Origin of the sequence: Sinorhizobium psoraleae, assembly GCF_013283645.1 — a bacterium.
Classification (GTDB): domain Bacteria; phylum Pseudomonadota; class Alphaproteobacteria; order Rhizobiales; family Rhizobiaceae; genus Sinorhizobium; species Sinorhizobium psoraleae.
In genome coordinates, this window is sequence record NZ_JABEKV010000004.1 from 826,936 (window position 1) to 846,224 (window position 19,289).

At 62.8% G+C, this 19,289-nt stretch carries 12 protein-coding genes; 8 read left to right on the forward strand and 4 right to left on the reverse strand.

Features of this window, described 5'->3' with window-relative positions; genetic code table 11:
- Nucleotides 1-53 precede the first annotated feature (53 nt).
- Complete coding sequence (locus ILFOPFJJ_RS24990; protein ID WP_173513357.1) at nucleotides 54-1,235, forward strand: MFS transporter; 1,182 nt, start codon at nucleotides 54-56, stop codon at nucleotides 1,233-1,235.
- Here the strand turns inward: ILFOPFJJ_RS24990 and soxR are convergent.
- Complete coding sequence (gene soxR / locus ILFOPFJJ_RS24995) at nucleotides 1,232-1,705, reverse strand: redox-sensitive transcriptional activator SoxR (RefSeq protein ID WP_173513217.1); 474 nt, start codon at nucleotides 1,703-1,705, stop codon at nucleotides 1,232-1,234. The genes ILFOPFJJ_RS24990 and soxR overlap by 4 nt on opposite strands.
- A gap of 80 nt (nucleotides 1,706-1,785) precedes the next feature.
- On the opposite strand from soxR, the gene ILFOPFJJ_RS25000 reads away from it, so the two are divergent.
- Both ILFOPFJJ_RS25000 and ILFOPFJJ_RS25005 read left to right on the forward strand, forming a co-directional pair.
- Nucleotides 1,786-2,361, forward strand: a complete 576-nt coding sequence (locus tag ILFOPFJJ_RS25000) for an NADPH-dependent FMN reductase (protein ID WP_173513218.1) — start codon at nucleotides 1,786-1,788, stop codon at nucleotides 2,359-2,361.
- Nucleotides 2,358-3,596, forward strand: coding sequence for an MFS transporter (locus tag ILFOPFJJ_RS25005; RefSeq protein ID WP_173513219.1), 1,239 nt, complete (start codon nucleotides 2,358-2,360; stop codon nucleotides 3,594-3,596). Before ILFOPFJJ_RS25000 ends, ILFOPFJJ_RS25005 begins: the two co-directional genes overlap by 4 nt.
- A 17-nt stretch (nucleotides 3,597-3,613) precedes the next feature.
- On the opposite strand, the gene ILFOPFJJ_RS25010 is transcribed toward ILFOPFJJ_RS25005, so the two are convergent.
- A complete protein-coding gene (locus tag ILFOPFJJ_RS25010; RefSeq protein WP_173513220.1) occupies nucleotides 3,614-4,075 on the reverse strand; it encodes a tRNA (cytidine(34)-2'-O)-methyltransferase in 462 nt (153 codons plus the stop codon).
- A gap of 469 nt (nucleotides 4,076-4,544) precedes the next feature.
- Between ILFOPFJJ_RS25010 and ILFOPFJJ_RS25015 the strand changes: the two genes are divergently transcribed.
- From ILFOPFJJ_RS25015 to ILFOPFJJ_RS25035, 5 genes are all read left to right on the forward strand, one after another.
- Nucleotides 4,545-6,398: an ABC transporter ATP-binding protein gene (locus tag ILFOPFJJ_RS25015; protein WP_173513221.1), complete on the forward strand. Its 1,854-nt coding sequence runs from the start codon at nucleotides 4,545-4,547 to the stop codon at nucleotides 6,396-6,398.
- Between the two features lie 249 nt (nucleotides 6,399-6,647).
- The gene (locus ILFOPFJJ_RS25020) at nucleotides 6,648-8,513 is read left to right on the forward strand and encodes an ABC transporter ATP-binding protein (RefSeq protein WP_173513222.1); all 1,866 of its coding nucleotides are present in this window, start codon (nucleotides 6,648-6,650) and stop codon (nucleotides 8,511-8,513) included.
- 363 nt (nucleotides 8,514-8,876) lie between these two features.
- Nucleotides 8,877-9,455, forward strand: coding sequence for a ubiquinol-cytochrome c reductase iron-sulfur subunit (petA, locus tag ILFOPFJJ_RS25025; RefSeq protein ID WP_173513223.1), 579 nt, complete (start codon nucleotides 8,877-8,879; stop codon nucleotides 9,453-9,455).
- 14 nt (nucleotides 9,456-9,469) lie between these two features.
- Complete coding sequence (locus tag ILFOPFJJ_RS25030) at nucleotides 9,470-10,750, forward strand: cytochrome b (RefSeq protein ID WP_173513224.1); 1,281 nt, start codon at nucleotides 9,470-9,472, stop codon at nucleotides 10,748-10,750.
- Nucleotides 10,751-10,782: 32 nt separating this feature from the next.
- Nucleotides 10,783-11,655 (forward strand): cytochrome c1, encoded by an 873-nt coding sequence (locus ILFOPFJJ_RS25035; RefSeq protein ID WP_173513225.1) that lies wholly within the window; start codon nucleotides 10,783-10,785, stop codon nucleotides 11,653-11,655.
- A gap of 321 nt (nucleotides 11,656-11,976) precedes the next feature.
- Here ILFOPFJJ_RS25035 and ILFOPFJJ_RS25040 read toward each other — a convergent pair whose 3' ends face one another.
- Both ILFOPFJJ_RS25040 and ILFOPFJJ_RS25045 read right to left on the reverse strand, forming a co-directional pair.
- Nucleotides 11,977-12,399: a VOC family protein gene (locus ILFOPFJJ_RS25040; protein ID WP_173513226.1), complete on the reverse strand. Its 423-nt coding sequence runs from the start codon at nucleotides 12,397-12,399 to the stop codon at nucleotides 11,977-11,979.
- A gap of 543 nt (nucleotides 12,400-12,942) precedes the next feature.
- Nucleotides 12,943-19,260 carry an apolipoprotein A-IV repeat region-like domain-containing protein gene (locus ILFOPFJJ_RS25045; protein ID WP_173513227.1) on the reverse strand — a complete coding sequence of 2,106 codons (6,318 nt, stop codon included), beginning with the start codon at nucleotides 19,258-19,260 and terminating at the stop codon, nucleotides 12,943-12,945.
- Nucleotides 19,261-19,289: the final 29 nt, after the last annotated feature.

A 19,289-nucleotide genomic window follows, 5' to 3' on the forward strand; every position in this document is an offset into this window, starting at 1 on the left:
GGAGGGCGTCTCGTCCGAGCCGCCCCGTCCTCATTCACCACCCGTTGTTTTCCATGCTCGTCTTTCGTTCGGTCGTCGTTCTGTCGGCAACGCAAATCATTGCCTGGGGCGCCATGTTCATGGCCATTTCGGTGACAGCCGCCGAAATGGCCGGCCATCTCGGCCTGAACCGGTCGAGCGTCTATCTCGGCCCGACCGTCATGCTGGTAGCGATGGCGTTGTGTTCGCCGCCGCTTGCCTCAATCTATGCGCGACATGGAGCGCGGCGGGTATTGGCCCTTGGCTCGATTTTTGCGGCGCCTGGACTTTGGCTGCTTGCGGGAGCGCAGGGACCGTTCTCCTACTTTGCCGCCTGGATGATCCTTGGCATGGCAGGTGCGGCGACCCTTACAACCTCCGCCCATGTCTTTCTCAACGAAATAGCGGGTGAGGGGGCCCGGCGCGCTATCGGTGCGCAGATGGTCGCCATGGCACTCGCGCCAAGCCTCGCCTGGCCTGCCACCGTCTATCTGGAGGCTCTGTTCGGCTGGCGCGGCACTTTCGTGCTTTATGGCGCGGTGATGCTGCTTGTCTGCGCGCCGTTGCATTTCTTCGCCCTGCCAAAGACTGCGGCAGGTGCCGGCGCGCTCAAAACCCCTCCGCCAGAGGCTTCCACCCGTCATCAAACAGGACACAACCGGCTCGTCACCGCGCTGATTACAGCCGCCGTCGCGCTGAACGGTTTCGTCACCTGGGGCTTCCAACTGGTGGTGATCGATCTTTTCCGGAGCTTCGCCGTGCCGGATTATCTCGCCGTCGGCTTCGGTTCGGCGATCGGTTTTATCCAGCTGTCGGCACGGCTTTTCGATTTCCTTGGCGGAAACCGCTGGGACGGCCTGACGACCGGCCTGGTCGCGGCAGCCGTCATGCCTCTCGCGCTGTTGGCATTGATTCTCGGCAATGGAGCCGAGTGGTCAATCATTCTGTTTCTCGCGCTCTACGGCCTGTCGAGCGGCGCCATGTCGGTCAGCCGGGCGACGATGCCGCTCGTATTCTTCACGTCAGGACACTATGCATCGGTAATGGCGCGCCTCGGTCTTCCCCTCAATCTCGCCTTCGCGGCAGCTCCGCCTTTCTTCTCGTTCATTCTGGGCGAAGCCGGAAACCGGTGGGCGCTCGCAATTGCGCTCTTCTGCTCCTTCGGCACGCTGGCAAGCATGGTCGCGCTTGATCGCATGAGACCGGCTCGGCGTTAATCCGCTCCATCCATCGGATCGATCAGACGCGGGCCTGCTCCTTCACCGCCGAGCATATCGTAAGGGTTGCGCAGGGGACACTCGCGCATCGAAAGGCAGCCACAGCCGATACATCCCGTCAGACGGTCGCGAAGCGCCGTCAGCTTCGCGATACGCTCGTCCAATTGATGCCGCCAGGTCATCGAAAGTTTCGCCCAGTCCTCGACCGTCAACGGCCGGTCGTGGGGCAAGACGGAAAGCGCTGATTGGATCTCGGCCAGCGGAATGCCGGTGCGCTGGGCGACCTTGATCACGGCCACGCGCCTGAGCACGGCGCGCGGATAGCGCCGCTGGTTGCCGCGGCTGCGGTTGCTTCTGATCAGCCCCTTGGTTTCGTAAAAATGGAGCGTCGACACGGGAAGACCGCTGCGTTCGGCGACCTCGCCGACGGTCAGTTCCCGCGCGAAATCACCGGTCCTGCCTTTTTCCATGGGATGCTATTGACCTCAACTATGGTTCAGGTTCTATAGCATGAGCTCCCTGATAGCGACAACAAGGAGCTGATACCCTCATGACAGAGAAGATGACCCTTGCCGTGATCTACGGCAGTGCGCGGCAGGGCCGATTCTGCGATACGGTCGCCAGTTGGCTCATCCGAGAAATTTCGACATCCAGCGTCTTCAGCCTGACGATCATCGATCCAGTGAGACTGAGGACCTCCCGCGGTACCGAGAAGGCGGCCGATCCGGCCGAATGGATGGAGCGAAAGGTCGCCGAGGCGGATGCCTTCATCGTCGTCACTCCCGAATACAATCACGGCTATCCGGCCGCCCTGAAGGAACTGATCGATTCGGTCTACGAACCGTGGCATGCAAAGCCGGTTGCCTTCGTTTCCTACGGCGGCGCATCCGGCGGCATCAGAGCCGTCGAGCAGCTCCGCCAGGTCTTCGGCGAACTTCATACGGTCACCATGCGCGACGGCATAAGCTTTTCGAAAGCGTGGTCGAAATTCGATGCGGCCGGAAACCTTTATAAGCCCGAGGAAATGCGCGCGCCGTTGTTCCTGATGATGGACCGGCTGACCTGGTGGGCCCGCACGCTGAAAAACGCACGCAAGACGACGCCGTACAGCGAGATCGCGGCATGAGCGGTCCAACCTTCCATGCAGCCCCTGCCGCGCAGGGGGTGCTTTCTGCCTCAACGAGGGCCCGCAATTTGACGCTTCTCTGCGTAAGCGCGTTGACGATCATGTCGGGCGCCACGATCTCCGCATCCTTGCCCGGCATCGAGGCCCGCTTCGCGGAAGTCGAGGGCGCTGCGCTCCTCAGTCGGCTGATGCTGACGCTCCCGGCGATCTTCATCGCCGGGCTCGCGCCCGTGGCCGGCGTCATTGCCGACCGGTTTGGCCGGAAGCGCCTGCTGCTTCTTTCGCTTGTCATCTTCGCGTTGGCCGGATCGTCCGGCCTCGTCCTTGACAGCCTTCCGGCCTTGCTCGTCGGTCGTGCGGTGCTCGGCATTTCCGTTGCGGGCATCATGACGACGGCGACTGCGCTGGTCGGCGATTTCTTCGAGGGCGCCGCACGTGATCGTTACATGGGATTTCAGGCCGCCTTCGTCGGCATCGGCGGCGCCTTCTTCCTGTCGGGAGGCGGCCTGCTCGCCGACCTCCATTGGCGCGGACCTTTCGCGATCTATTGCCTGGCTTTCGCGCTGTTGCCGGCAGTCCTGTCGCTCATTCCGGAACCGGCCGGGGCCGAGGTTTCCCGCGTGGCGGACGTCAAACCGGGACCGGGTCACGGCTTCGCGTTGCCGCTTGCCCTGGTGCTGCTGGCGGCGGGCCTGCACTTTGCGATCTTCTACATGCTGCCGACGCAACTGCCCTTTTATCTGAAAAGCCTCGGCATCGACCAGCCGAGTCGTGCCGGCATCGCGATCGGAGCAGGGCAGGTGGTCGGTGTCGCGGCGGCGCTTTCCTTTTCGCGGGTGAGAAGCCGGATCGGCCGGATGGGCGTCTTTGCCCTCGGTTTCGCGGCGCTCGGCGCCGGCTACCTTGGATTGGGAAGCGCCCAGTCCTATGCAGGCATTCTTGCCGCCACGGCGATAACCGGAATCAGCATGGGGCTGATGACGCCGAACCTTTCAGCCTCATTGCTGGCGATCGCGCCGCCGGCGCTGCGCGGCCGACTTTCGGGAGCCCTGATCGCCAGCATCTTTGCCGGTCAATTCATATCGCCGCTCGCAAGCCAGCCGCTGGTGCGCGGCTGGGGCTATGCGGCCGCCTTTACGGGCGCCGGCATATTGCTCGGCGCGCTCGCCTTGGTCTGCCTGGCAAGCCGGATGCTGCTCGTCGTCCGGCTGCGACAACAAGAGGACAGGGCATGATGCTTTTCGCGGCCCGGTCAGCCTGGCTCGGTTTGGCGGATGGCTTCGCCGACGATCATGGCGGCCGAGATGGCGATATTGAGCGAACGCTGGCCTGGCGCCATGGGGATGACAACCCGCCCGTCGGCGCGCTCGTGCACGTGATCCGGCACGCCGGCGCTTTCGCGCCCGAACAGCAGGAGATCGTCCGGGCGGAAGCTGAAGCGCGTATAAGGCTCCGCCGCCTTGGTCGAAGCCAGCACGAGGCGTCTGCCGGTGGTCGCCCGCCAAGCTTCGAAGCGCTCCCAGCTGACGTGGCGGGTGAGGGTGACGGCCGCGATATAGTCCATGCCGGCGCGCTTGAGATTGCGGTCCGAAAGATCGAAGCCGGCCGGTTCGATGATGTCGACCGCAAGGCCGAGACAGGCCGCAAGCCGCAGGATCGTGCCGGTATTTCCCGGAATGTCCGGTTGGTAGAGCGCGATGCGGAGATTATTCATGGGCTTTCACCGGAACGTGATGGGGCGCAGAAAAGCAGCGGGTTGTATGACAGTGAATTGCCCCACGATCCACCCATGGCTTTGCGGTTGAAGGATACATTCTACATCGCTGCTTTTGCGCTCGCTAATCTGTGCCGTATCGGCAACAGCCGATATGGCGATCACAAAATGGGCAAGAAAATACCCGCGACAATCTGGCGCGGGGGCGCGAATAGGTTTAAAGCTCGCTCATCTTCAACGCGAACCGATGGAGGCATGCATGCATATTCCGATGACGACACGCCTCTGGGCCGGGTCCTTCCTGGTCTGACCGGTTCCGCGCCCTTTCTTTCCATCGATCGATTGACGCGCGCTCCGGTTCTCCGGAGGTCGTAGCTCGCTTTGCGGGTCCCATTTCCGGTTTCGACTTTTCAAGATAAGAATGCGGGGCGACCCGCCTTCCTTCAAAATACTCTGAAGGAGCTCGAGAATGTTTGGCTGGTTTGAATCCCGCCTCAACCCCTATCCGGCGGAAGCGCCGACGCTTCCGCCAAAGGGCCTTTTTGCCTTCTGCTGGCACTACACGAAGCCGGCTGCTCCCTGGCTCGCGATCATGTCGGTCTGCACCATGCTGATCGCAATCGGCGAGGTGGCGCTGTTCCAGTTCCTCGGCAACATGGTCGATTGGCTCTCCAGCGCCAACCGTGAAACCTTCCTGGCGGCCGAAGGCGGCAAGCTCTTCTGGATGGCGGCGCTGATCCTCATCGGTCTGCCGGCTCTGGTCGCGATCGATTCATTCGTCATGCATCAGGTGCTGCTCGGCAACTATCCGATGATCGCCCGCTGGCAGATGCACCGTTACCTGCTGCGCCAGAGCATGACCTTCTTTGCCAATGAGTTCGCAGGGCGCGTGGCCACGAAGGTGATGCAGACGTCGCTCGCCGTGCGCGAGACGGTGATGAAGATCCTCGACGTCTTCGTCTATGTCGTCAGCTATTTCGCGACGATGCTGATCGTCGTGGCGGCAGCCGATTGGCGGCTGGTGACGCCGCTCGCCGTCTGGCTCGTGGTCTACATCTTCATCGTCACCTACTTCGTGCCTCGGTTGCAGAAGATCTCGAAGGAGCAGGCCGACGCCCGCTCGATGATGACGGGCCGTATCGTCGACAGCTACACCAACATCGCGACGGTCAAGCTGTTCTCACATGCGGGGCGCGAGGAAACCTACGCTCGCGCAGCGATGGACGAGTTCCTCGACACCGTTCACCGGCAGATGCGGAAGGTCACGCTGTTCCATGTGTTCGTCTACACGAACAACAGCCTGGCGCTTTTCGCGATCAGCGCGCTTGGCATCCACCTGTGGCTGACGAGCGCGATCTCGGTTGGGGCAATCGCCATCGCGATCGGCCTTGCGATGCGCATCAACGGCATGTCGCAGTGGATCATGTGGGAGGTGTCGGCGCTGTTCGAGAACATCGGCACGGTCTATGACGGCATGGGCATGATGACCAAGGCGCATGACATCGTCGACCAGCCGAATGCAACCATGCTGAAGGCCGACAAGGGCGCGATCAGCTTCGACAATGTTCGCTTCCACTACGGCAAGGCGAAAGGCGTCATCGACCGGCTGTCGCTCGACATCCGCCCCGGCGAGAAGATCGGCCTCGTAGGACGGTCGGGCGCCGGCAAGACGACGCTGATGAACCTGCTCCTGCGCTTCTACGACCTGGAGGCCGGCGCGATCCGGATCGACGGAAAGGATATCTCCACCGTCACCCAGGATAGCCTGCGCTCGCAGATCGGCGTCGTTACGCAGGACACCTCGCTGTTGCATCGCTCCATACGCGACAACATCGCCTATGGGCATCCGGAAGCGAACGATGCGGACATCATTGCCGCGGCGAAGAAGGCGAACGCCTGGGACTTCATCCAGGCGCTGGAGGACAACCTTGGCCGGCGAGGCCTCGATGCGCAGGTTGGCGAGCGCGGCGTCAAGCTCTCCGGCGGCCAGCGGCAGCGCATTGCGATCGCTCGCGTCTTCCTCAAGGACGCGCCGATCCTGATCCTCGACGAGGCGACATCGGCGCTCGATTCGGAAGTCGAAGCGGCGATCCAGGAAAACCTGTTCGCTCTGATGGCCGGAAAGACGGTGATTGCGATTGCACACAGGCTTTCGACGTTGACCGAGATGGATCGCCTGGTGATCCTGGAGGCCGGTCGGATCGTCGAAACGGGCTCGCATGACGAACTCGTGGCCAAGGGCGGGCTTTATGCCGATCTCTGGTCGCGCCAGTCCGGCGGCTTCATTGCCGACGACCTGGAGAAGGAAGAAGCGGCGGAGTGATCCGCCGCTCCATTGGCCCATTGGCAACAAGCGGTTAAAGCGGTTTTCTCGACAGCGCCGCGCGTCTCCGGCGCGCAAAGGACGCCGTAGCACTTTGAATTGCTGCATGTTTTTACCTTGTATCGCTACGATTCAAGGAAACAGGCAGCCGCCCGTTCGGGCGAATAGCCGTGCGAATTCACGTATTTGTAATGTAGCCGGCATCGGAAATCGTTTGCCGCCGTTTCACAACCACCTATATCGGGAAACATGCTGCGGGCCATCGTCACCACCTTTGAGAACTGGATCAAGCCGTTCGCGCCGCGGGAGAGCCTGCAGCCGCCAAAATCGCTGTGGGGATTCGCCTGGTTCTACGCAAGCCAGGCAAAGGGACCGTTCTTCGCCATGGCGGTGCTCGGCGGTCTGGTGGCGATGCTGGAAGCCGGGCTTTTCTATTTCGTCGGCCGGCTGGTCGACGTCCTCGACACTGTTCAGCCGAACGCCGGGTGGAGCGGGTTGATTTCCGCCAACGGACCGGAACTGCTCTTCATGCTGTTGACGGTGCTGGTGTTCCGCTTTCTCGCCGTCGCGCTTGCGGCACTCGTCGAGGAACAGGCGATCATCACCGGTTTTCTCAACCTTGTCCGCTGGCAATCCTATGTCCATGTCGCGCGCCAGTCGCTGACCTTCTTCCAGAACGACTTTTCCGGCCGCATCGTCACCAAGGTCTGGTCCGGCGCGCAAGCCACGAGCGACCTCATCGTCTCGCTGCTGCAGGTCGTCTGGTTCATCGTCATCTACACGGCCTCGACCATGGCGCTGATCGCGCAGCTCGATTGGCGGCTCGCTGCAATGGTGGCGTTCTGGATTGTGATCTTCCTTGCGCTTGCCCGTTATTTCGTTCCCCGGGTGCGCAAGCATGCCCGCGAGACGGCCGAGATGGCGTCGATGCTCAACGGTCGTATGGTCGACGCCTATTCGAATATCCAGACGCTGAAGCTCTTCGGCAGTGACGAGGAGAACGACCGCTATATTCGCGCCGGCTTCGATCGGTTCCAGGGAGCGGTGATCCCCTTCACGCGGTTGCTGACGGCCGTGCGGTCATGTTTGGCGCTGTTGTCCGGTCTGATGATCACGGCCATCGCCGTCTACTCGATCCATCTGTGGCTCGCCGGCTCAGTCAGTTCCGGCGCGGTTGCGTTCACGCTTGCGCTGGTGCTGCGCCTCAACATGCTGCTCGGCCGCATGATGTCGCAGTTCAATGCGATCATGCGCAACATCGGCACGATCCAGAATTCGGCCGAACTCGTATCGAGGCCGATCGGCCTCGTCGATCGGCCGGGCGCGCCGAAGCTCGTGGTGAGTCAGCCGGAGATCCGCTTTCAACATGTCACGTTTCACTATGGCAAAGGCAGCGGCGTCATCGACGATTTCTCGCTGGTGATCCAGCCGGGCGAGAAGGTGGGCATCGTCGGCCGTTCGGGCGCCGGGAAGTCGACGCTCGTCAACCTTTTGCTGCGCTTCTACGATCTCGAGGGCGGGCGCATTCTGATCGACGGCCAGGACATCGCCGCGGTTCGTCAGGAATCGTTGCGCGCCCAGATCGGCATGGTGAGTCAGGACACCTCGCTTCTTCACCGGTCGATCCGCGATAACATTCTCTTCGGCCGGCCTGGCGCCACCGAGGCGCAATTGATCGAAGCAGCGCGCAAGGCGGAAGCCTACGATTTCATCGTCAACCTGCAGGACCAGCGTGGCCGAACGGGCTTCGACGCACATGTCGGCGAGCGCGGCGTCAAGCTCTCCGGCGGGCAGCGACAGCGAATAGCGATCGCCCGCGTCATGCTGAAGGATGCGCCGATCCTGGTTCTCGACGAGGCGACCTCGGCGCTCGACTCCGAAGTGGAGGCGGCCATCCAATCGAATCTGGAGCGCCTGATGGAGGGCAAGACGGTGCTCGCGATCGCCCATCGACTGTCGACGATCGCCGCGCTCGACCGGCTCGTGGTGATGGACCGGGGGCGCATCGTCGAGGACGGTACCCATGCGGAACTGATCGCCCGCGGCGGGCTCTATGCCGACCTCTGGTCGCGTCAGTCGGGCGGTTTTCTGGCGCGGGAAGAGGCGGCAGAATAGGGCGGCCATACGCCGCCCGCCGACCGTCTGCGACACCGTGCCGGAAACCACCTGCGACCCCGTCAAGTCCTTGTGCCAATTGGTCGCGCTTTTCCCCGCGACAATCTGCCCACATGCCCTTGTCAAGGCTGGACATAATTTGCGATCAAGCATAGAACGCGCCCGATTGACGGGGAATCTGCGTGCAGTGTGTGCGCAGAATTTTCCGGGTTCTGGTGTTCGGTCTATGCTTGTCTCGGCAAGCCGGGTAGGGCGCCAGCGAGTTGCTAGGGCGTGGTTCCTCGGCTCGGGCGAAGGCCTGAACAGGAATCTCGCCGGGGCGGATGCGGTTTCCGCAACATTGCGTGAGAGGATGGTTTAGCCGTGAGCGAACACGACACTTCAAGCGAGACCTTGGGCGAGCCCACTCGCCGCGACTTCCTTTACCTGGCCACCGGCATGGCTGGCGTCGTCGGCGCCGGCGCGGCCGCCTGGCCGTTCATCGACCAGATGCGTCCGGATGCATCCACACTTGCGCTCGCTTCGATCGAGGTCGACGTTTCAAGCCTGCAGCCCGGAATGTCGCTGACGGCGAAATGGCGCGGCAAGCCGGTCTTCATCCGCAACCGCACGGACAAGGAAGTGGAGGACGCCAAGGCCGTTCCTCTGGAAGAGCTCAAGGATCCGGTTGCGCGCAACGCCAATCTTGCTGCCGACGCCGCGGCCAACGATCTTGATCGCTCCGCCGGCGAGGGCAAGGAAAACTGGATCGTGATGATCGGCTCCTGCACCCATCTCGGCTGCGTTCCGCTCGGTCAGGCGGGCGATTTCGGTGGCTGGTTCTGTCCCTGCCACGGCTCGCACTACGATACGGCCGGCCGCATCCGCAAAGGCCCGGCACCGGAAAACCTCCCCGTGCCGACCTTCTCGTTCGTTTCCGACACAGTTATCAAGATCGGTTGAGGGGACTACTGATAATGAGTGCTGATCATTCAACCTACACGCCAACGACGGGCATCGAGAAGTGGGTTGATTCCCGTCTTCCGCTGCCGCGCCTCGTTCACGACTCGTTCGTCTCCTATCCGGTTCCGCGCAACCTGAACTACGCCTACACCTTCGGCGCCATGCTGTCGGTGATGCTGATCGTCCAGATCCTGACCGGCATCGTGCTGGCCATGCACTACGCGGCCGAAACCTCCGTCGCCTTCGAGTCGGTCGAAAAGATCATGCGCGACGTCAACCACGGCTGGCTGCTGCGTTACCTGCACGCCAACGGCGCGTCGTTCTTCTTCATCGCGGTCTACCTCCACATTGCCCGCGGGCTCTACTACGGCTCCTACAAGGCGCCTCGTGAAATCCTCTGGATTCTCGGCGTCGTCATCTATCTCCTGATGATGGCAACCGGCTTCATGGGCTACGTTCTGCCTTGGGGCCAGATGTCGTTCTGGGGCGCGACGGTTATCACGGGCTTCTTCTCGGCCTTCCCGCTCGTCGGCGAGTGGATCCAGCAGTTCCTGCTTGGCGGCTTCGCCGTCGATCAGCCCACGCTGAACCGCTTCTTCTCGCTGCATTACCTGCTGCCCTTCATGATCGCCGGCGTCGTCGTCCTGCACATCTGGGCCCTGCACGTCACTGGCCAGACCAACCCGACCGGCGTCGAAGTCAAGTCGAAGACCGACACCGTTTCCTTCACGCCCTATGCGACGCTGAAGGATGCGCTCGGCGTATCGGTGTTCCTGATCGTCTACGCCTGGTTCGTCTTCTACATGCCGAACTTCCTCGGCCACCCGGACAACTATATCCCGGCTGACGCCCTGAAGACCCCGGCACACATCGTTCCGGAATGGTACTACCTGCCGTTCTACGCGATGCTGCGCGCCATCACCTTCAACATCGGCCCGATCGACTCCAAGCTCGGCGGCGTCCTGGTGATGTTCGGCTCGATCATCGTGCTGTTCTTCCTGCCCTGGCTCGACACGTCCAAGGTCCGCTCGGCCGTCTATCGTCCGTGGTACAAGCTGTTCTTCTGGATCTTCGTCGCTGATGCCATCATGCTCGGCTGGCTGGGCTCGCGCCCCGCAGAAGGCCTCTATGTCGTGATGTCGCAGCTCGGCACGCTGTACTACTTCGCCTTCTTCCTCGTCGTCATGCCGGTTCTCGGCCTGATCGAAACGCCCAAGCGCATTCCGAACTCCATCACAGAAGCGGTGCTGGAAAAGCAGAATGCAAAGGCGCAGCCGGCAACCGTGCGCGCCTGATCAGAACAGTGATTGATAAGGAACCCACAACAATGAAAAAGCTTGTTACAGGCATTCTGTCACTCGCTGTGGTCGCCGGTCTCGGCTTGGGCGTCGCCGTCGCCCAGGAACCGGCAGGCGGGGAGGAGCACGCCACCAGCGGCACGGCTCACTACCCGATCCACAAGCCGGAACAGCAGGACTGGACCTTTGCCGGCCTCTTCGGCCACTACGACAAGGGCCAGCTGCAACGCGGCCTCAAGGTCTACACCGAAGTCTGTTCTGCCTGCCATTCGATGGAACTGGTGGCATTCCGTACGCTGGAAGATCTCGGCTATTCCGACGCCCAGGTGAAGGCTTTTGCGGCAAACTACGAGGTCCAGGACGGCCCGAACGCGGACGGCGAGATGTTCAGCCGCAAGGCCATTCCGTCGGATTACTTCCCGTCGCCTTTCCCGAACAAGGAAGCAGCGGCCGCCGCCAACAACGGGGCCGCTCCGCCGGACTTTTCGCTGATCGCGAAGGCGCGCGGCATCGAACGCGGTTTCCCGCAATTCGTCTTCGACATGTTCTGGCCCTATCAGGAAGGCGGACCGGACTACATCCACGCGCTGCTGACCGGCTATCAAGAGCCGCCGGAGGGCCTCGAGGTCGCCGAAGGTACGCATTACAACCCGTACTTCGCCAACGCGGCAGCGCTCGCTATGGCCCAGCCGCTCTCCGACGACCAGGTCACCTATGACGACGGCGCGCCGCAGACCGTCGATCAATACGCCCGCGACGTCTCGGCATTCCTGATGTGGGCCGCCGAGCCGCACCTCGAGGATCGCAAGCGCACCGGCTTCATGGTCATGGTGTTCCTGCTGATCTTCACCGGCCTCATCTACCTGACGAAGAAGTCGGTCTACGCAAACAAGGAGCATTGATCCGAATCCGGCAAACGCCGGCTCGATCATCCGCGAAACCTAGAAGGCCCCGGTTCATTGATCCGGGGCTTTTCTTTTGCTTGCACGACATCCCGACATTGCCGGGCTCTCACCATTCTGGCGCATTCCCACACCCGGCCGCCAAGCCTCGGCGTGCAGCGATGGCCGGACCTGCTGCATGGTTCTTAAATTGGTATCGATTTAAGGATAAATCTTGCAGCAATTCAAAGTGTTACAGCGACCTGATCTAACCCCTTGAAATGACGTTCCGGACGGAGGACCGTTAAACACTTTTCCTTGAATTGCTCGAGCGTGCGGCGTTCAATCGGGTACTGTCCATTGCGGGTTCCAGGCGATCTCCCAGAGATGGCCGTCCGGGTCGTGGAAATAGCCCGAATATCCGCCCCAGAAGCGTTCTTGCGCCGGATTGGTGATGACCGCGCCGGCACGCTCAGCCTGTTTCATGATCGCATCGACCTCGACCTTTGATTTGACGATGTGCCCGATCGACACCGCACCGAGCCGTGTTGGCGTCGCGGTTATGTTCGCGTCCTTGGCAAGCGAAGCTGTCGGAAACAGTGCAAGGATCAGGTCTTCGCCCATGTGGAAGAAGACCACCGCGCCATCTTCGAATTGCTGCCCGACAATACCCTCCGTCGGCAATCCCATTCCGTCACGATAGAAGGCAAGAGACCTTTCGAGATCGCTCACGCCGAGGGTAAGGACTTTGATCCGCGGTTTCATGTCCACCTCCTGCACCGCCGCGCGTCGAGAGCAATTCCAGGAGCGTGTTTAACGGTTCCGTGAGGAATTGCCTCGCTTCAAGGAGTTAGAGCGTTCATCGCTTCAACAAAGTGCTGAACAGCTCTAATCGGACGCGCAAGGCCTCCCATGTAGCACCTGAATTCCAGCATCAGTTTATCCTTGAATCGGATCTGATTTAAGGGACCGTTCAAAATGCTTCGGGGAAGAGCCGTCTGCTTGCGCCGCTCAGTCATAAGCTTCTACGCGCCATAGAGATGGCGCGCTGCCGGTCTCACCTGATGCCGCGGCCCAAAAGAACGTCGCGTGGCGCGTACGCGACGATTGGGCTGGAGACCAATGCCATGGCAACATCCCCGGCGCTGAAGGAGCGATCCGCCTGAATTGCACGGGCATGGTCAACTCCGTGACACCGCATCGGTCGGCGTGTTCTGGCACCACCTCAGTGGCCGCTTGGGATATCACGGATAAGAAAACGGCCCCGTCTTTCGACGGAGCCGTTCTCATCAGGATTTTTTGGCCGGATCAGTTGAAGCGACCGGCCGCGTGGGCGAGCATCGTATAGACCTTGCCCGTATCGGACGTCAGATAGGTCTGCGTGATGCGCTTGTCCGGATCGTTCCGCGCGACATCGGCGAGCAGCTTCTCGAAATCGGCAATGTAGCGGTCTACCGCCGTCCGGAACTCCGGCTCGCGGTCGTACTTGCGCTTGATCTCGTCGAACGTCTGCTGTCCCTTGAGGGTGTAGAGCCGGCGGGTGAAGACATCGCGTTCGCCGCGCTGATAACGCCGCCACAGATCCACCGATGCGTCGTGGTCGATGGCCCGGGCAATGTCGACCGAGAGCGAGTTCAACGACTCGACCACATGACGCGGATTGCGGGTATCCCCGGCGCGCACCGCAGGCTGGCTTTCGGCCGGCCGCTGGCGTGCGGTGGACGGAGCTTCCTCACGTGAGGCTGCGCGAAGCAGATCACGCATCCACCCGCCACCTTCCTCGGTGCGGTCTTCCGCAACGTCCTGGCGCGCTGGCGGTTGCGGCCGCGTTGCCTGCTCCAGTCCAAGGCTTCCACGCAAAGCGGGAGCCGGAGCCGGGGCGGGAGCCGGAGCCGGGGCGGGGGCCGGCGCTGGAGCCGGCGGCTCGCGCCGCTCCTCCGCAACGGTTTGCTGCACGGCAGGGCGCGTGGCGGCGGGGGCCGGAGCATTCGAGACGGCCTGCTGGCGAACCGGCTGCGCGACCTCGAGCTGCGTGGAGGACTTGCCGATGATTTCGGAAAGCTCCTGCAGGGCCTTGATCTGCTCGGAGACGGCGCGCCGCATCATCGAGGCGTTCTCCTTTGCCTCTTCGGGCAGGTCGAAGGCGCCGCGCTTCAGCTCCTCGCGGGTCATATCGAGTTCCTTGCGGATCTCGCTCGCGGAGCGGCGGATATCGTCGGTCGCGCCGCTGAAGCGGTTGATCGCCTCGTCGATCGCCTGACGGACAGCTTCGCGCAATTGCGTGGCGACGCCGTCGGACTTCTTGCCGCTTTCGGCGAGCATGCGCTCGATATCGGACACCGATGCTCCAACGCTGCCGCGCAGGCGCGATGCCACTTCCTTCGAACGTTCCTCGGCATTTGCGAAGGCGCCTTCGATCGAGTGACCGGCGTCCTCGCCAGCCTTGGCGATGGCGCGGCGAAGGGCTTCCGAAGCGCTGAGCGCGCGGCCCTCGACCTGCGAGAGGGTCTTGTTGACGTCGGCGAACGAGGTCTCGACGCCGGAGCGCAAGGTATCGGCAATCTGTCGGGTCCGTTCCTCGGCGCGTGCGAAGACACCTTCCACCGAGGCGCCGGCTTCCTCGCCGGCCTGCGCCAAAGCGTTGCGCATCGCTTCGGCAGCCTCGTTCGCGCGCTGTTCGGTGCTCGAAAGCAGCCGGCCGACGTCCGAGAAGGACGACTGGATGCCGTTGCGAAGATTGCCGGCGACCTGGCCGGAGCGCTCTTCGGCACGCTGGAAGGCGCCATCGACGAAACCTTCCAGTGCCCGCATCGTGCGCTCGATTTCCTCCGAGCGCTGCACCAGGCCGACGGAAAGCGTCCGCAGCGCATCCTGACGCTCTTCAAGCGTGCTGACCAGGTTCGACTGGGCAGCCGCCAGCAGATCGGACGCCTGGCCGAGAACCTTCGAATGGTCCTCGAAGCGGCCGACGATCCCGCCGATCTGCGAGAGCGTCGAGCCGGCGATGTCGGACAGCTTGTCGACCCGGCCTTCGATGAGGCGCGTGGAACTGGACAGCATGTCGGAAGCCTGCCGCGTCGTTTCCGAGAACTTCGATGCCGTCGCCTCGAGGCGCTGATCCATGTCGCCGAGATTGCTGCTTGCCTGGTCGATGACGGTCGCGATCGCCGAATTGTTGGCGGCGAGCTGGTCGATGAGGCCCATCGCCGTCGACTGGAGACGGTTCTCGACCATCTTCATGGCCTTGGCCGTTTCTTCCGCGCGCAGCGTGATGGCGTTGAGCGTTTCGTCCGTCCGCTCGGTAATCGCATTGATGAGCGCTGCGTTTTCAGCACGCAGGCGATCCGCGCTTTCCTGGGTGAGGGCTGCAATCCGCTCGGCAGCCTCCTTGCCGGTTGCCGCATACTGCTCGATGACCGGACGTGCCTGTTCATCGAGGAGGCGAGTCAGCTCCTGCGAGCGGCCGGCGAGCATAGAATTGAGTTCGCGGGTGCGTTCGTCAAGCGTGCTGCGGATGGCCTGGCCGCGGGCATCGAGCGCCTTCTCCGCATCGGAAAGGCTCTGCTGGATGCCCTGGGCGTGATTCGCAACCTGGTTATGGGTGGAGGCAAGCCGCGCCGTTGCCGTGTCCGCGGCGTCGGTGACCGAGCGGACGAGATCGGCATGGCGGGCCGCGGTAGCCGATGCGGTCTGCTCGATCGAGGTCGCGAATTCGGCGTTGCGGGCGGCAAGCGCGTCGGCGAAATCAGCGCCGGCCTTGGACAAGAGGTCGGCCGAACGCGCAGCTTCCGCGTCGAGTTCCTGCGCCGCATTGCTTACCGCACCGCGCAAGCTGGTGACGAGGGCGGCGGCCTTGCCTTCGATCGTCCGGCTGACATTATCGAGGCCGATGTTGAGAGCACGGTCCATCGTGCCGAGCCGCTCTTCGATGCGACCGGTACCTGCCTCGATTGCCGTGGAGATGCGGACTGCCGCAGTCTCGCTGATCCGATCGATCTCCCCGGCGCGCTCGCCAAGGCTCTCGGCGATCCGCTGTCCGGCATTGTCGACAATGGCGTTGACACTGCCGACACTGTCGCGAATTCGCTCTTCGAGCGAGCCGAGGCTTGTTTCGATGCGAGCCCCAGTGTCGTCGACGATCGCGTTGACATTGCCGACGCTGCCGCGAATGCGCTCTTCGACGGCGCCGAGCCGGTTCTCGATGCGGACACCCGTATCGTCGACGATGCCGCTGACGGTGCCCACAGTGCCGCGAATGCGCTCCTCGAGCGAACCAAGGCTCGTCTCGATGCGTGCTCCGGTTTCGTCCACGAAAGCGTTGACGCTGCCGGCGCTGCCGCGAACGCGCTCTTCGAGCGAGCCGAGGCCGGCTTCGATGCGGGCACCCGTATCGTCGAGACGATTGTTGATGCTGTTGACCGAAATGTCGACGCGATTGGTGAGCGTGTCGGCCGCAATGCTGATCTGGTCGGCCGTCTCGGCAAGGCGCTCTGCGATGTTGCCGGTGGTGGAGCGCATGCGCGCGTCGAGCGCTTCGGCGCTGCGGTCGATGACGCCGGCAATCGACGTCTGGCGCTCCTCCAGCGACATTTCAAGCATGCTGGCGCTGGTCGCCAGCGTCGTCGCGATCGCCAGGGACTGATCGGACAGCAGATCCTCGAGCTGTTCGCGGCCCTGGCCGACAGCAAGGTTGATCGCGTGAATACGATCGTCGAGCGTCGCGCGGATCTGATCATGCGTCGTCGTGAGCGTGTCGCGCAGATGCTCGGTCTTGCCGGAAAGCGCCTGTTCGATTTCGGCGGCCTTGCCGGCGAGCGAGGCGGTCGCCTCTGACGTGCGGGCCGTAAGGGCTTCCGCGATTTCGGCGCTGGTACCTGCCAGTGCTTCCGAGATCTTGCCGACACGCCCGCTCAGATCTTCGGCGATGCGCGCGCTTGTGTCGGTCAGGGTATGGGCGATCTGGCTGACGCGGCCGCCAAGGTTCTCGGCGACTTCGGACACGCTCTGCGAAAGCTTGTTTTCAATATCGCCGACACGGTCGGTCATTGTTTCGGCAACAGCCATCGCGCGGAACGTCAGGTTGTCGGCGACGTCCTCGACGTGACGGCTGAGCGAGTCGGCCATTTCGTTGGCACGCGCCGACATGGTCGAGCTGATTTCAGTCGCCCGTTCCGAGAGCACGCTGTCGAGCGCTGCGGTCTGGCTGCCGAGCGTTTCGGTAATGGCCTGGCTGTGCCGCGACAGCACGCCGTCGAGCGCCGTCGTCTGACTGCCGAGCGTTTCCGTGATTAGCTGGCTGTGCCGCGACAGCGCGCCGTCAAGCGCCGTCGCCTGACTGCTGACCGTTTCCGTGATTACCTGACTGTGCCGCGACAGCACGCCATCAAGCGCCGTCGCCTGGCTGCTGACCGTTTCCGTGATTGCCTGGCCGTGCCGCGATAGCACGCCATCAAGCGCCGTTGTCTGGCTGCCGAGCGTTTCGGCAATCGCTTTGCCGCGATCGGAAAGGAGGTGTTCCAGCCGATCGGCAGTGCCGCCGACAGCGCCTTCGATGACGTCGAGGCCGGAGGCGAGCGCCGACGACAGGGCGGCGGTGCGTTCCGAAAGCGTGTTGTCGAGACGATGCTGGCTTGCCGCGATCGCGCTCGTGATCTCGTCGGTCGACCCGGTCAGCGTCTGTTCGATACGGGCGTGGGCGGATTGCAAACCATCGATGAAGGCCGATGTGCGCGAATCGAGGCCCTCGGTCAGGCGCTGTTCGCTCGTCGTCAGGGCATTCGCAAGCGCATCGGCGCGTTGGCCAAAGCCGTTCTCAATGCGCTCCTGCGCCTCGGTAAGGGCGCCCATGAGCGATCCGGTCTTTTCGGAAAGCACGCCGTCAATGCGGCTATGGGCGTTCCCGAGGAGATTGCTGAGTTCGGACGTGCGGTTGCCGATCGTCTCCTCGATGAAGTCCTGCGTCGCACCGAGTGCGGTTGCGAGCGTCAGCGACTGGTCGGACAGGGCGGAACCTAGCTTCTCCACGCTGCTGTCCAGGGCGCTGCCAATTGCCTCGGAACCGCCGCTGACGGTCTCGTTGATCCGGTGCAGGCTTTCCATCAGCTTGGTATCGAGCAGGCTTGCCCGCTTGTCGAAGGCGCTAGCGAACTCATGGAAGCGCTCGTCGAACGCTGTCGCCAAATGGCCGACGGTGGTCTGCAGCTTCTCCTCGAAGAAACCGCCGCGAAGGTCGAGATCCATGATCGCGTCGTCTGCGCTCGACTTCAGGCTCTGCCTGAAGCTTGCGCCCTTTTCGTCGAGGGCGGAGTTGAGCGAGGCGAGCATGTCGTCGAGCCCGCCGGAGATTGCCTGCTGGCCGACACTGAGGCTCTCGTTGAGGTCGCGGGTCCGTGCGATCAGCGTTTCATTGAGCTGGCGCGCGCGCTCATTGAGTGCGGCGTTCAGCTTCTCGGTATTGGCGTCCAGCGTCGAAGCGCGCGTTTCGAACTGGCTGAGCAGATGCTCGCCCCGTTTCTCAATCGTCTCGCTAAGCGCATCGAGCCGAGCATCGAATTCGTTGCTGAGCGCGACACCCGCAGTCGTCAGTCCCGAAAGGAGCGCATCGGTGCGGGTAGACAGCATCGTGCTGATGGTCTGCAGCGCGTTTTCTGATCTTTCGCTGAGGGTGGCGGCACGCGTATCGATCAGCGAGGCGAAGGCCTCGCCGGAAACAGCAATGCGCGAGGCGATGTCCTCGCTCGCCAGTTCCAGATCGTCCTTCAGCTTGGTGTGCGCACCGGCGATCGACGTGCGTATCCGGTCGGCATGTCCGATGATCGCTTCCCGCTCGAGCCCCAGTTCCTGCACCAGGGTGCGAACGCGAAGCTCGTTTTCGCTGTAGCTGCGCTCGAGCGCATTGACCTCGGAGTGCACGAGAGTTTCGAGCTCCGTCGCGCGGGCGATGGTCCGTTCGATGCCCTCGTTCATGGCCGAGACTTCGCGACGGACAGCTTGACCGACCGTCATCACGCGGTCCGCGGCCGTCGTTTCCGGTTCCGCCAGACGCAGGGCGACTTCCGCCATCGAGCGCGCGGCGTTGCGCAGGTCCTGCGCTCTCGCGATCATGATGGCAAACGAGAAGAACAGCATCACGGGAAGGGCGATGCCGACAAGTATAGCGATTACGCCCGGCGTGGCGGCGAGATCGGCGAGCGAACGGATCTGCCAGATCTGCGGTGCATAGAGGAGGTGGGCGACGGCGACGCCGGCGAAGGCCCAAAGCAGCGACACCAGCGCGGCGGTACGGATTGCCGCGCGGCTGGTGCGAACCTCGAGGGAACGCAGCATCGCGGCTGGCGACCGGCGCGTATCGTCATTTGCCGGCGAAAGCGGCGGTTGCTTCGGAGCGGGTTCGGGCGCGAGGCTGCGCACCGCCTTCGGCGCTTCCTGCTGCGCCTTTGGAGCCTGCGCCTGCTCGGATGGTGCGGCCGCCTGCTTGCTGGGCTCGGACACACTTTCCTCCGGTTCATCCAAGGAAGTCTTGTCACTCAGAGCCGACTTAAGGTCGTCAAAGTCGATTTTCAGAGCCGCTTCCAGTGCCTGGAACGCCTTCTCATCGATCGACTCACTGCTCTTTTTCGTCGCCATAGGGATACGCCTCACTACTATTGCCCGCC